At 71.7% G+C, this 11,784-nt stretch carries 15 protein-coding genes; 9 read left to right on the top strand and 6 right to left on the bottom strand.

The features are described 5' to 3' along the window. Positions 1 to 145 precede the first annotated feature (145 nt). Positions 146 to 541, bottom strand: a complete 396-nt coding sequence (locus ABT127_RS19315; RefSeq protein ID WP_351451188.1) for a MerR family transcriptional regulator — start codon at positions 539 to 541, stop codon at positions 146 to 148. Positions 542 to 956: 415 nt separating this feature from the next. Here ABT127_RS19315 and ABT127_RS19310 point away from each other — a divergent pair, with 415 nt between their 5' ends. Next, entirely contained in the window at positions 957 to 2,462 is a 1,506-nt protein-coding gene (locus ABT127_RS19310; protein ID WP_351451186.1) for a SulP family inorganic anion transporter, read from the top strand. Between the two features lie 28 nt (positions 2,463 to 2,490). Here ABT127_RS19310 and ABT127_RS19305 read toward each other — a convergent pair whose 3' ends face one another. Then, positions 2,491 to 3,006, bottom strand: a complete 516-nt coding sequence (locus tag ABT127_RS19305; RefSeq protein WP_351451184.1) for a DinB family protein — start codon at positions 3,004 to 3,006, stop codon at positions 2,491 to 2,493. A gap of 589 nt (positions 3,007 to 3,595) precedes the next feature. Between ABT127_RS19305 and ABT127_RS19300 the strand changes: the two genes are divergently transcribed. Then, positions 3,596 to 4,180 (top strand): TetR/AcrR family transcriptional regulator, encoded by a 585-nt coding sequence (locus ABT127_RS19300; RefSeq protein WP_351451183.1) that lies wholly within the window; start codon positions 3,596 to 3,598, stop codon positions 4,178 to 4,180. A 46-nt stretch (positions 4,181 to 4,226) separates the two neighbouring features. Here ABT127_RS19300 and ABT127_RS19295 read toward each other — a convergent pair whose 3' ends face one another. Next, complete coding sequence (locus ABT127_RS19295) at positions 4,227 to 4,799, bottom strand: hypothetical protein (protein ID WP_351451180.1); 573 nt, start codon at positions 4,797 to 4,799, stop codon at positions 4,227 to 4,229. Positions 4,800 to 5,022: 223 nt separating this feature from the next. Between ABT127_RS19295 and ABT127_RS19290 the strand changes: the two genes are divergently transcribed. From ABT127_RS19290 to ABT127_RS19280, 3 genes are all read left to right on the top strand, one after another. Continuing rightward, positions 5,023 to 6,321 carry an MFS transporter gene (locus tag ABT127_RS19290; RefSeq protein ID WP_351451177.1) on the top strand — a complete coding sequence of 433 codons (1,299 nt, stop codon included), beginning with the start codon at positions 5,023 to 5,025 and terminating at the stop codon, positions 6,319 to 6,321. A 217-nt stretch (positions 6,322 to 6,538) separates the two neighbouring features. Next, positions 6,539 to 7,309, top strand: coding sequence for a class I SAM-dependent methyltransferase (locus ABT127_RS19285; protein WP_351451175.1), 771 nt, complete (start codon positions 6,539 to 6,541; stop codon positions 7,307 to 7,309). A gap of 42 nt (positions 7,310 to 7,351) precedes the next feature. Further along, positions 7,352 to 7,954 (top strand): TetR/AcrR family transcriptional regulator, encoded by a 603-nt coding sequence (locus tag ABT127_RS19280; RefSeq protein ID WP_351451173.1) that lies wholly within the window; start codon positions 7,352 to 7,354, stop codon positions 7,952 to 7,954. A gap of 18 nt (positions 7,955 to 7,972) precedes the next feature. On the opposite strand, the gene ABT127_RS19275 is transcribed toward ABT127_RS19280, so the two are convergent. Next, positions 7,973 to 8,632 (bottom strand): MSMEG_1061 family FMN-dependent PPOX-type flavoprotein, encoded by a 660-nt coding sequence (locus ABT127_RS19275; RefSeq protein WP_351451170.1) that lies wholly within the window; start codon positions 8,630 to 8,632, stop codon positions 7,973 to 7,975. A 10-nt stretch (positions 8,633 to 8,642) separates the two neighbouring features. Then, the gene (locus ABT127_RS19270; protein ID WP_351451167.1) at positions 8,643 to 9,287 is read right to left on the bottom strand and encodes a TetR/AcrR family transcriptional regulator; all 645 of its coding nucleotides are present in this window, start codon (positions 9,285 to 9,287) and stop codon (positions 8,643 to 8,645) included. A 25-nt stretch (positions 9,288 to 9,312) separates the two neighbouring features. Here ABT127_RS19270 and ABT127_RS19265 point away from each other — a divergent pair, with 25 nt between their 5' ends. Together ABT127_RS19265 and ABT127_RS19260 are read left to right on the top strand one after the other, a co-directional pair. Then, positions 9,313 to 9,711, top strand: coding sequence for a nuclear transport factor 2 family protein (locus ABT127_RS19265; protein WP_351451165.1), 399 nt, complete (start codon positions 9,313 to 9,315; stop codon positions 9,709 to 9,711). Then, a complete protein-coding gene (locus ABT127_RS19260) occupies positions 9,711 to 10,616 on the top strand; it encodes an SDR family oxidoreductase (protein WP_351451162.1) in 906 nt (301 codons plus the stop codon). Before ABT127_RS19265 ends, ABT127_RS19260 begins: the two co-directional genes overlap by 1 nt. Here ABT127_RS19260 and ABT127_RS19255 read toward each other — a convergent pair. Beyond that, complete coding sequence (locus ABT127_RS19255; RefSeq protein WP_351451160.1) at positions 10,606 to 11,106, bottom strand: SDR family NAD(P)-dependent oxidoreductase; 501 nt, start codon at positions 11,104 to 11,106, stop codon at positions 10,606 to 10,608. The genes ABT127_RS19260 and ABT127_RS19255 overlap by 11 nt on opposite strands. Between ABT127_RS19255 and ABT127_RS19250 the strand changes: the two genes are divergently transcribed. Both ABT127_RS19250 and ABT127_RS19245 read left to right on the top strand, forming a co-directional pair. Beyond that, entirely contained in the window at positions 11,095 to 11,625 is a 531-nt protein-coding gene (locus ABT127_RS19250) for a hypothetical protein (RefSeq protein WP_351451158.1), read from the top strand. The two genes, ABT127_RS19255 and ABT127_RS19250, sit on opposite strands and share 12 nt — an antisense overlap. Then, entirely contained in the window at positions 11,585 to 11,761 is a 177-nt protein-coding gene (locus ABT127_RS19245; protein ID WP_351451156.1) for a helix-turn-helix domain-containing protein, read from the top strand. The genes ABT127_RS19250 and ABT127_RS19245 overlap by 41 nt, the downstream gene beginning before the upstream one ends. Positions 11,762 to 11,784 lie beyond the last annotated feature (23 nt).

Here is an 11,784-nt window from a genome sequence, read left to right as displayed (position 1 = left end):
CGCGCGCCCTCCTCTCCCCCGCGCTCCGCGCCCGGCCCCCCCCCCCCCCGGCCGGGGCGGGGGCGCCCCCCGCCGCCCCCGGGGGGGGGGGGGGGCCGCGGAGCAGGCGTCGGCGCGCAGCCCCAGGAGTCCGGTTCCGCAGGAGCTAGGCGGTCGGGAGCCGTCGGCGCAACGTGGCGGCGAACTCCTCGGCACGGGCCAGCTGGACGCGCAGATCGGCGACCCGGCGCCGCGCGGCCTCCTCGAAGTGCCGTACGCGGTCGAGGAGTTGCTCGTGTTCGGTGGCGGGCAGGCGGTCGCCGCCGTCGAGGCGGTCGGTCGCGGTCAGCAGGTCGCGCATCTCGTCGAGGGTGAAGCCGAGCGGTTTCATCCGGCGGATGACCATGAGGCGGGCGACGTCGGCCTCGGTGTACAGGCGGAAACCGCCCTGGGAGCGGGCCGAGGGGATGACCAGTCCGGTCTCCTCGTAGTGCCGGATCGTGCGCAGCGACAGCTCGGTCCGTGCGGCGACCTCGCCGATCTGCATGTGCTCGCCGCTCACGCGCCCGCTCTCCTCGTCCTGTGCGCCACCGTCGTGGGATACGGAGGCCGCTGCGATCTCTACCGTAACGTCAGGGTAGAGTTCCCCGGGTGCCGGGGACGGTCGCGTCGCCCGGCGTCTCCATGGTGCGGGATCACTGCTCCGCACCGTCACGCCGGGGCCGAGGACGCCTCCGGCACCGACCGATGTCTGCGGAAGAGGGCGAGCGCATGACCGTGCTGCCGCCCGCCGTCGGCTGTCCGCCGTGACGCCGCGCCGCTGACCGCCGCGGCGCCGTCGCGCACGGCGCGCCGCTCCCCCGTACCTCACCCGCCCCGGATGCCGGGCGGGCCGCGCGGACGACCTGTCCGGTCCACCCGCCTCCTTCCGCACGTCCCCGGCTGTCGGACGTGCCCGATCACGACAGGTACCGCCCTTGTCCGCTCCTGCCCTCTCCCCCGTCTCGCTGCTGCGCGGCCTGCGGCCCGACTGGATCCGCGATCCCAAGGTGTGGCGCACCGAGGTGCTCGCCGGTCTCGTCGTCGCGCTCGCCCTGATCCCCGAGGCGATCTCCTTCTCGATCATCGCCGGAGTCGATCCCAGGATCGGGCTGTTCGCCGCGTTCACCATGGCAGTGACGATCTCGGTCGTCGGCGGCCGGCGCGCGATGATCTCCGCGGCGACCGGCGCCGTCGCCCTGGTCACCGCGCCCCTCAACCGCGAGCACGGCCTCGGTCATCTCGTCGCCTGCGTCATCCTCGCCGGTGTCTTCCAGGTCGTCCTCGGCGCGCTCGGCATCGCGAAGCTGATGCGGTTCGTGCCGCGCTCGGTGATGGTCGGCTTCGTCAACGCCCTGGCCATCCTGATCTTCATGACCCAGGTGCCGGAGATGACCGACGTGCCCTGGCCGGTGTATCCCCTCGTCGTCGCGGGCTTGGTCCTGATGGTGCTCTTCCCGAAGGTCACCAAGGTGGTGCCGGCGCCGCTGGTGTCCATCGCCGTCCTGACCCTCGTCACGGTGGCGGCCGGGATCGCGGTGCCGACGGTGGGCGACAAGGGCGAACTGCCCTCCGCGCTCCCGGTGCCGGGGCTGCCCGACGTGCCGTTCACCCTGGACACCCTGACGACCGTCGCGCCGTACGCGCTGGCCATGGCGCTGGTGGGTCTGATGGAGTCGCTGATGACGGCTCAGCTGGTCGACGACATCACCGACACCCGGTCGAACAAGACCCGCGAGTCCATCGGCCAGGGCATCGCCAACATCGTCACCGGCTTCTTCGGCGGCATGGGCGGCTGCGCGATGATCGGACAGACCATGATCAACGTAAAGGTGTCGGGGGCCAGGACCCGGCTCTCCACGTTCCTCGCGGGCTCGTTCCTGATGGTGCTGTGCATCGTCTTCGGGCCGGTCGTCTCGGACATCCCGATGGCGGCGCTGGTCGCGGTGATGGTGATGGTGTCGTTCGCGACGTTCGACTGGCACTCCATCGCTCCCCGGACGCTCCGGCGGATGCCCGCGGGTGAGATCGCGGTCATGGTGATCACCGTCGCGGTCGTGGTCGCCACCTCCAACCTCGCCATCGGCGTCGTCGTCGGGTCGATCACGGCGATGATGGTCTTCGCGCGGCGGGTGGCCCGTCTCGCCGAGGTCACCGCGGTCGTCGATCCCGACGGCGGGAAGGTCGTCTACCGGGTCACGGGCGAGCTGTTCTTCGCCTCCTCCAACGACCTGGCGACCCGGTTCGAGTACGCGACCGACCCGGACAAGGTCGTCATCGACCTGTCCGCGACCCGCATCTGGGACGCCTCGTCCGTGGCCGCGCTCGACGCGATCGGGAGCAAGTACGCGCAGCGCGGCAAGGAGGTCGAGATCATCGGCCTCGACGCGCCCAGCGCCCGGCTCCACGAACGGCTCAGCGGGGAGTTGACCGCGGGCCACTGAACACCGCTCGGCCCGGGACGAGGGGTGTTCAGTAGTAGCCCTTGGAGCCGTCGAGGAGTTCGCGCAGGATGTCGGCGTGTCCCGCGTGCCGGCCGGTCTCCTCGACGAGGTGGACGAGCATCCAGCGGAGGTTGGCCTTGCTCGCGCGGTGGCCGGGATGCCGGCCGGTGTCGTCCAGGGAGGCCGCGGCGACGATCTCGTCGCTCCGGGCGCACTGGGCCTCGTACTCCGCGAGCAGCCGCGTCAGCGGGGCGCCGCCGGTCCGCCAGTCGGCGTCCTCGTCCGTCTCGTCGAAGGACGGGTTGAGCGTCTCGTCGCCGCCGAGGAAGACCACCTCCAGCCAGAGGTGCTCCACCCACCGCATGTGGCTGATGAGGCCCGCCATCGTCATGGCCGGGGACGACGGGAGGATGCTGCGGTGCGCGTCCTCCTCACTCAGCCCCTCGCACTTCCAGCGCAGGATCTGGCGCTGAAGGTCCAGCCAGCCGGTCAGCGCGGTGCGTTCGTCGGCCTGGAGCGGAGGACGTTCATGCGAAAAGGTCATGGTCGGCGACCGTAACGGACCCGTCTCCCCCTGTCGCCGGGTTTTCGGCGGTGGTGCGTGGCCCCGGCACCCTTCGACGTCAGCGACCGATTTCCGCACATACGCCCTAAGAGGGGAATGAGGCGTTGAAAGCGTCGGACGGGCAATGCGGGATGTCAGTCAGAGATCCGGCACGACGTCGACCAGCAGGAGGGCGATCGACATGACTTCCCGCGATCCACAGGACAACTGGTGGGCCCGAGTGTTTGCCGCCCGGTGGGTCGAGAAGAGACCGTCGCCGCAGCGCAGGCGACCCGAGCACCGTCCGGAGCACAGGAACAGGGTGCCGAGGATTCCGTCACAGCGGACCGAACCACCGTTCTGAGGACTTGGCGCCGAAAGGTGACTCCTGAATCCGGCAGGTGATGCACCCAGCGGTCCCGGCCGGTCCCGCCGTGTGCTCCCGATGCGGCCTCGCGCCGACGGCGAGCGCGTACACGGCGGGGCCGGCCGACGTCATCGGGTGACACGGTCGGCCCGCCCGCTTCTCGCTCGCACGCCCGCTCTGCAAGACAGACCGTTCTCCCTTGCCGTTCGCTACCCTGGACGCATGAGTCAGAGCGCACGAGGAAGAGGCCCGTCGGAAGCGCGGGCGCGACTGCTCGACACGGCGACCAGGATCTTCTACGCGGAGGGGATCCACTCCGTCGGCGTCGACCGGATCATCGCGGAGGCGCAGGTCACCCGTGCCACGATGTACCGCCACTTCGCCGGCAAGGAAGATCTCGTCCTGGCCTACCTCGACCAGGCGGACCGGGAGATGCGGGCGCAGGCCGATGCCGCTCAGGCGGCGGAGGAGTCGGCGGCCGACAAGATCCGCGCCCTCTGCCGGACCATCACCGCGGGCATCCAGTCCCCCGGTTTCCGGGGGTGCGCCTTCCTCAACGCGGCGGCGGAGTACCCCGACCGCGAACACCCGGTCCACCGAGCCGTCCTGGCCCACCGTCAGTGGTTCCTGGACACCGTCACGGACCTGCTGGAGCAGACCGGCGACACCCCCGCCGAACCAGCGGGCCGCCACCTCGTCATGCTTCGCGACGGGGCGATGGCCTCCGGCTGCCTGTCCGACCCGAAGCGGGTCTCGGAGACGTTCCTCGACGGCATCGAGGGGATCCTCCGGGTCCGGGGCGCGTGACCGTGGCCGTCGGCGGAGACATCCGCCGACGGCCACGTGCGCACGGTCAGTTCTTCCGGGAGGCGTGCCTCAGCCGCAGGGCCGACACGAGGAAGAAGACGCCGCCGGGAACGGCGTAGCCGATCGCGCTGGTGAGCGTGGGCTCGTCGACCCCCGCCGAGGCGACGAACGACGCACCGGCCAGCGCCGAGACGGCGCCGCTGAGGATCATCGGCCACTGGCCGCCCATCGCCCGGCGCGAGACGGCGACGATCAGCTGCACCAGCCCGGACACGAACGCCCAGGCTCCCCACACCCGCAGCACCGCCGGGATGCCGGACGCGCAGGCAACGGCCACGCCCACGGCCGCGAGAAGGCTGACGGCCATGTTCACGTAGAGCAGTCCCGGCGATCCGGTGGCGCGCGACGATCGCGCGTCGACGACGGCCGCGCCCACGTCGAACAGCGGATACAGCACGAGCAGCACAGCCCCGGCGGGGCTGATCCCGCCCGCCATCGTGAACATCACGAGGGCCCAGACGATGGCGAACGCGAACCGGACGAAGTACAGGCGCCGCAGCGCTGTGGCCGCGGGCGTCGCCGTGGTGGTGAGGCCGGTCGGAGCAGCAGTGGTGCTCACGGTGATCCCTTTCGGTGGGGGCGGAACCAAGAAAGAAAGAACGAACGTTCTGCCTCATTAGCCTGGCGAGGGTCATGCGACTTGTCAAGACCGAACGTTCTCCCTCTCTGAAACCAGCGGGCAGGGCGGGGCGGGTGACGGGGGCGCGCCAAGATCCGGCTAAGTTAGGCATGCCTCATCAAGGCAACCCTCAGTCGGCCCATCCGTCCGGGCCCCTAGACGTATGGAACTGGCACCGTTGATCGCGATACCGAAGCTCGCCGCCGTGCTGCCCGACCTCAGCCCCTGGCGTTCCAGCAGGGACTTCCGGCTCCTGTGGGGGCAGGGGCTGATCACGACGTTCGGCAGCTTCATGGCGCTTATCGCGCTGCCGCTCCAGATCAAGGACTTGACGGACTCCCCGCTCGCGGTGGGTGCGATGGGAGCCGTCGAGCTGGTGCCCCTCGTGGTGTTCGGGCTGTACGGCGGGGCCCTCGCGGACGCGGTGGACCGGGCCAAGGTCATCGTGCTGACGGAGGTGGGGCTGGGACTGCTGGCGGGCGTACTGCTGCTCAACACACTGCTGCCGGAGCCGCTGTTGTGGCCGCTGTACGTGGTGGCGGCAGGTGTCGCCGCGCTGGCGGGCCTTCAGCGGCCCGCGATGGACTCCCTGCTGGTCCGGATCGTCCCGCACGGTCAACTGGCCGCGGCCGCCGCCCTCAACGCCCTTCGCTGGCAGGCCGGTGCCATCGCCGGGCCGGCGCTCGCGGGGCTGGTCGTCGCCTACGCAGGCAGCACGACGGCGTACGCCACCACGGTCGGCTGCTTCGTCGTGTCGGTGCTCATGTGCCGCCGGCTCTCCGCCGCGCCTCCCCACGAGAACGCGGCCAGGCCGTCACTGCGCGGGATCGCCGAAGGCGCACGCTACGCCTGGTCGAAGCCCGTGCTGCTGGGCACTTACGCGGTGGACATGGCGGCGATGTTCTTCGCCTTCCCGAACACGATCTTCCCCTTCCTCGCGGACGAGTTGAACGCGAACTGGGCCTTGGGCCTCATGTACGCGGCCGGGTCGATCGGGTCCCTGGCCGTCAGCCTCACGAGCGGCTGGGTGTCGCGCACCCGCCGGCACGGGCTGCTGGTGGTCTTCGGCGCGGGCGGCTGGGGCCTGGCCATCGCGGCCGCCGGATGGACGTCGAACATCTGGCTGGTCCTGATCTGCCTGGGCCTCGCGGGCGCCGGTGACATGCTCAGCGGCCTCGGCCGTTCGACCATCTGGAACCAGACCGTCCCCGACGAGCTGCGCGGCCGGCTCGCCGGCATCGAAGTCCTCTCCTACAGCGTCGGCCCCCAGCTCGGCCAGGTCCGCGCGGGCGCCATGGCCGGCTGGTCCGGCGTCCGCCCGGCCGTCTGGACCGGCGGCCTGGCCTGTGTCGTCTCCGTCGGCCTGCTCGCCGCCGCGCTGCCCAGACTCCTCACCTATGACGCCCACACGGACGAGGACGCCCGACGCCGCGCCGCCCTGAGCGTCGAACCCTCCCCGTAGAACCGGCTCGCACCCGGCTTCACCCTGACCCGTCACGGCCCACGACCGCTGCCGACGGAACCTCCAAGCGCGGCACCGCACACGCCCCAGTTTTTGGCCGATGAGACAAGCATTCGCCATGCGTCTATGAGATTCTGCATGGCAGATGCAAGATAGGGAGCATCGTTCGGGGTGCGGATGCCGTCGCTCCGGCCAGGCCCGGAAGGCGAGGTCCCCCATGGTCATGCCCACCCTCGACGGCGGCAGCGTCCGCTACGAGCTTCCGACATTCGCGCCCCTTTCCTCCCGCCGTCCCGACGAGCGCATCGCCCACGTCATCGCCCAGGCCCTCGGCGACGCGCGCACCGTCCTCAACGTCGGCGCGGGCACCGGGTCGTACGAGAGCGCGGCACACACCTTCACCGCGGTCGAGCCCTCCCTCGCCATGCGTGCCCGGCGCCCCGCGCAGCTCGTCACCGCCATCGACGCCGTCGCCGAGGACCTCCCCTTCGCCGACGGGCAGTTCGACGCGTCGATGGCGCTCTTCACCGTCCAGGACTGGTCGGACGTCGACGCCGGGCTGCACGAGATGCGGCGGGTCACGCGCGGTCCCGTCACCGTGCTGACCTGCGACCCCACGCGCGTACGCGACTTCTGGCTCTACGAGTACGCGCCCGACGTCCTGGAGACCGAGGCCCGCCGCCACCCCTCCCTCGACCGGCTGGCCACCGCACTCGGCGGCACCGCCACCGTTCAGCGGGTCCCCGTGCCGCTGGACTGCACCGACAGTTTCAACGAGGCGTACTACGGCCGCCCCGAACTCCTCCTCGACCCCGCCGCCCGCCGACCCTGCTCGGCCTGGAGCTTCATCGACGACCGCGCCCGCCAGGACTTCGACATCTCGCTGCGTCACGCCTTGGGGTCGGGCGCGTGGGACGAGGCCTTCGGTCATCTGCGCGGCCGGCCGGCGTACGACGGATCGCTCGTCCTCCTGCGCGCCCTCCCCTGATCCCGACAGCCACACGCTCCGCAGAACGGAGGCAGCGGACACATGCCCGACCACGGCCCCGGAAACGGTCCGACGGTGCCGTCCCGCCCGCGGCCTAGGCGCTCGGACGCCGAGGGGAACCGTGCCCGCATCATCGAGATTGCGCGCGCGGCCTTCGCCGGCTCTCCCGACGCCACCCTCCAGTCGATCGCGAAGGCGGCCGGCGTGGGCCAGGGGACCATGTACCGGCACTTCCCCAGCCGTGAGGCGCTGCTCCTCGCCGTCTACCGGGCCGACGTCGAAGCGCTCGCCCGAGCCGCTCCGCGCCTGCTCGCCGAGCACGAACCCCTCCGGGCGCTGCGCCTCTGGTTCGGGCGGCTCGCCGCGTACGGCCGCGTCGAGCAGGGGGCGTCCCGGGCCCTGGAGGCGGCCACCCGGGCCGACCTCGGAAGCCGCTCCTATCCGCAGGTCGCCGCCGCGCTCAACCAGTTGCTCATCGCCTGCGACGACGCCGGGCAGCTGCGCCCCGGCGCCAACGCCGACGAGGTCCTTCTGCTCGTGTCGTTCCTGTGGAAGGTCGACAACGGCCCCGGCTGGCAGGAACGCACCGACCGCATGCTCAGCATCGTCATCGACGGGCTGCGCGGCACCGCGGCGCACGGGTGAGCCACCGAGGGAGGCCGCTCACTCGTAGCGGTACTTGAGCGACTCCGCCTCCGTCCGCTCGATGTCGGCGATCGTCAGCTCCGGCATCCGCAGCTGGGCCAGGGTGACCTCGGCCGAGGTCGGCTGGGCGTCCACCGGCAGCCACTGCTCCGGCTTCCAGGCGCCGCTGCGCAGCAGCGACTTGGGGCAGTGCGGGTAGACCTCCTCGATGCCCACCACCAGCGCGCTGGCCGGCGGCTTGCCCACGGCGGTGAGCCGCGACAGCAGCTCCGGACGGGTGGAGACGACGGCCCGCCCGTTCACCCGCAGGGTCGTGGTGCGCCCGGGGACGAGGAACAGCAGCCCGGCCCGGCCGGTGGCGATGACGTTCTGCAGGGTGTCCAGGCGCTTGTTGCCGGTCGCGTCCGGTATGGCCACCGTGCGCGAGTCCAGAACGGAGACGAACCCCGCGGGACCACCGCGCGGTGAGACGTCGCAGTTGCCGTCGGCGTCCGCGCTGGCGACCAGGACCAGCGACGCGCAGGCGATCAACCGCTCGGTCTGGGCGGTGAGTTCGGTCATCTGCTTGCGGACGGCCGCGTCACCGGGAAGCGCGTAGGCCCGCCGCAACGCCTCCTGATCGCGTACGGAGTCGAGGCTGAGAGAGTCGAAGGCGCTGCCGGCAAGGGAAGTTGTCATGCCTGCGACCCTAACCAGCCGGTCCGCGGTCGATCGCCGGGGTGAGGAGGCGGCGGGCCAGCGCGTCCAGGTCGTGCCGGATCCCGTCGGCCGGACGTCCCGCGGCGAGCAGTTCGTCGATCAGGTCCACGCGCAGCGCGCCCAGCAGGACGTGCGCCCAGTAGTCGGCCGATTCCGCGGCCTCGGGACCGATCGCCCCGATCAGCGCGGCGAGCGTCTCGTGGGTCCACACGTAGTGGGGCGACCGCAGGAGCCGGGTTCCGGGTTGTTCGCGGGCGGCGGCGAGATGCTGGTTGTTCAGCTTGAACAGGGCGAGTTCGTCAAGGACGGCGAGGACGCGCTCCAGCGGCGGCACCGAGGGGCCCATTCGGGAGTCCTCGCGTTCGAGCTCGTCCCGCAGGGGTGCGGCACGCGCCATGAAGAGGGCGTCGAGCAGGCCGTCCCGGCTGCCGAAGGCCCGGAACAGGGTCCCCTTCCCGACGCCCGCCGCCGCGGCGATGTCGTCCATGGTGACGGCCTTGGGCGCGGAGGCATCGGCGAACAGGCCGTCGGCCGCCGCGAGGACCAGCTCACGGGGGAAGGCGGGGCGTCCGGTGCGCCGCTTCGCAGTTTCGGACTCGCGGTCCGAAAGGCTGTTAGTGTGTTTAGGACTCACGGTCCGAATCTTACTGGAGGCCCTTGTGCCCACCGTTGAAGTTCCCTCGTGGCTGGTCGGCGCCCTGACCGGGCTGGCCACCGGCGACATGGACGCCTGGCTGGACGTGTTCGCCGAGGACGCCGTCCACGCATTCCCCTTCGCCGCCCCGGGCGCCGTGCGGCGACTCGAGGGCAAGGAGGCCATGCGGGCCCATCTCACGCGCGTCGCGGGCGGGACACGGTTCGGCAGCCTCCACGACGTCCGGGTGCACGGCACGGAAGACGACCTGGTGATCGAGGCCGAAGGGCACCACGAGGACGCCGTGACGGGTGCGCCGTTCGCCCTGCGCTACGTATGGATCATCACGAGCCGCGAGGGGCAGGTCACTCTGCTGCGCGACTACATGGGCCCGCGGCAGCCGCTCGACGAGGAGCAGAACTGATGCGCGTATTCGTCACCGGCGGCACCGGGTTCATCGGGTCCGCCGTCGTCGCCGATCTGCTCGCGGCGGGCCACGAGGTGCTCGGGCTCGCCCGCTCCGAGGCGTCCGCACGAGCGCTCCGGGCCGCGGGCGCCACACCGCACCGCGGCAGCCTCGAGGACGTCGAGAGCCTGCGGGCCGCGGCGGCCCGGACCGACGGCACCGTCCACACGGCGTTCGACACCTCCGATCTCGAACGCTTCGTCGAGGCCGGCCGCGTCGAACGGGCGGCTCTGGAAGCGATGGGGGACGTACTCGCCGGCAGCGGGCGGCCGCTGGTCGTCACCGCCGGATTCGCCTTCCTGACCCCCGGTTCCGTCGCCACCGAGGAGTACACGAGCCCTTCCCCGGCGAGCCCGGTGGGCCGCGCCGCCGAGGCGTCGGCCCGGTCGATGGCCGAGACCGGTGTATGCACGTCCGTGGTCCGCCTGCCCTGTGTGCACGGCACCGGCGACCGGTTCACCGTCCCCCGCTACATCGACGTGGCCCGGCGCACGGGAGTGTCGGCCTACATCGGCGACGGCCTCAATCGCTGGTCCGCCGTCCATCACACCGACGCGGCACGCGTCTACCGCCTGGCACTCGAGAAGGCGGTCCCCGGAGCGCGGTACCACGCCGTGGCCGAGGAAGGCGTGCCGTTCAAGGAGGTCGCCCGGACGATCGGCCGGCGTCTGGGCCTGCCCGTGCTCAGCAAGTCGCCGGAGGCAGCCGACGCGCATTTCGGCATCGACTCCTACTTCGCCCAGGCCGACATCCCCGCTTCGAGCGCGCTCACCCGCCGGCGCCTCGGCTGGGCACCGACCGGTCCCACTCTCCTCGCCGATCTCGACCGGGACGACTACTACGCGGACGCGGTCAGGCGGTGAAGACGCGCTCGGCCTCGTCGCGCCGCGTGTGCAGCTCCCAGTAGAGAGGGGCGATGTCGTCGGCCGAGGCCGCCGGCACTCCGGGCGGGCCGTCCGTGCCGACCCAGGCGCCGATGGCGACGTGTGCGGCCTGGGCGCCGGTGCCGGCGAGTTCCTTGTGCAGGCCGAATACCCAGTTGCGCAGGGCGGCCTGGGCGGCGTTGAGGTTGCCGAGCATCGGGGTGGGGTCGATGGAACCGGCACCGTTGGTGTAGAGCAGGGTGCCCGCACCGGCCTCCCGCATCGCGGGGAGCACCGCCCCTGTGGCGGCGACGGCCCCGTGGAGCAGGAGGTCCATCGCCCACCGCGCGTCCGCCGGGCCGGTCTCGGACGGAGCGGTGAGCGGCGCGGATCCGAGGCTCCCGGCCGGGGAGTACTCGAGGACGTCGATGCCGTCGAAGCGGGTGGCGGCGTCCTTCAGCGCCTGGGTGAGCGCGTCGTGGTCGAGCACGTCCGCGGGGAACGCGACGGCGGTGATGGCTTCGGCCTCGGCCCGTCGCCGCCGTCCAGTGAGCCGACGTTCGAGGAGGGCCTGGACGCTCTCCTCGCCGCGCCCTCCGACCAGTCGTACGCCGAGTTGGTCGACGCGGCGAGAGGGCGCGGCGCAGCGACGGGCCACCGGCTGCTCGACGATCCGGAGCGGGCCAGGTCCGAGGCCGCCGACGCGCTGCGCCGCCTGTGGAAGGCAGCGGTCGAACCGGAATGGCCCTCCATGCGGCAGACGTTGCGCGCCGAGATGCTGGACCGGGCGATCCAGGTCAACCGGGAGGAGCTGCGCGCGGTCGCATTGGACTCCGGCGATCTACTACCCGGCACCCGGCCGGTACCTGTGAGCGGCACCGCCCACTGCGAGGTCTCTCGACCGTCTTCTGGGCGGGACCCGTTCGAGGATCCTGGCCGCGCTCACCACTCCGCTGCAGACGACCGTCATGGCGAGGCTGATGGGCGTCACTCCCCCGACGGCCAGTGAACACCTGGCGATTCTGCGGGGCGCCGGGCTGATCGAGAGCATCCGGGCGGGCCGCACGACCACGCATGAGTTCACCGGGGCGGGACGTTCCCTCCTCGACGCGGCTTCGCCGCGCCCCGGGCCACCGACGGATTGATTCCTCGCGGCATACCGGTCCGG

Origin of the sequence: Streptomyces sp. NPDC001904, from assembly GCF_040297005.1 — a bacterium.
Classification (GTDB): Bacteria; Actinomycetota; Actinomycetes; order Streptomycetales; family Streptomycetaceae; genus Streptomyces.
The sequence above is the reverse complement of the archived record's forward strand: the minus strand, read 5'-3'. Positions and strand labels throughout refer to the sequence as shown.

What these genes read in the sequence shown, in the direction of transcription:
- ABT127_RS19305 (WP_351451184.1), bottom strand. Translation starts at nt 3,006, where the DNA reads ATGACCTTTTCGCATGAACGTCCTCCGCTCCAGGCCGACGAACGCACC.
- ABT127_RS19300 (WP_351451183.1), top strand. Translation starts at nt 3,596, where the DNA reads ATGAGTCAGAGCGCACGAGGAAGAGGCCCGTCGGAAGCGCGGGCGCGA.
- ABT127_RS19290 (WP_351451177.1), top strand. Translation starts at nt 5,023, where the DNA reads ATGGAACTGGCACCGTTGATCGCGATACCGAAGCTCGCCGCCGTGCTG.
- ABT127_RS19285 (WP_351451175.1), top strand. Translation starts at nt 6,539, where the DNA reads ATGGTCATGCCCACCCTCGACGGCGGCAGCGTCCGCTACGAGCTTCCG.
- ABT127_RS19280 (WP_351451173.1), top strand. Translation starts at nt 7,352, where the DNA reads ATGCCCGACCACGGCCCCGGAAACGGTCCGACGGTGCCGTCCCGCCCG.
- ABT127_RS19275 (WP_351451170.1), bottom strand. Translation starts at nt 8,632, where the DNA reads ATGACAACTTCCCTTGCCGGCAGCGCCTTCGACTCTCTCAGCCTCGAC.
- ABT127_RS19260 (WP_351451162.1), top strand. Translation starts at nt 9,711, where the DNA reads ATGCGCGTATTCGTCACCGGCGGCACCGGGTTCATCGGGTCCGCCGTC.
- ABT127_RS19245 (WP_351451156.1), top strand. Translation starts at nt 11,585, where the DNA reads ATGGCGAGGCTGATGGGCGTCACTCCCCCGACGGCCAGTGAACACCTG.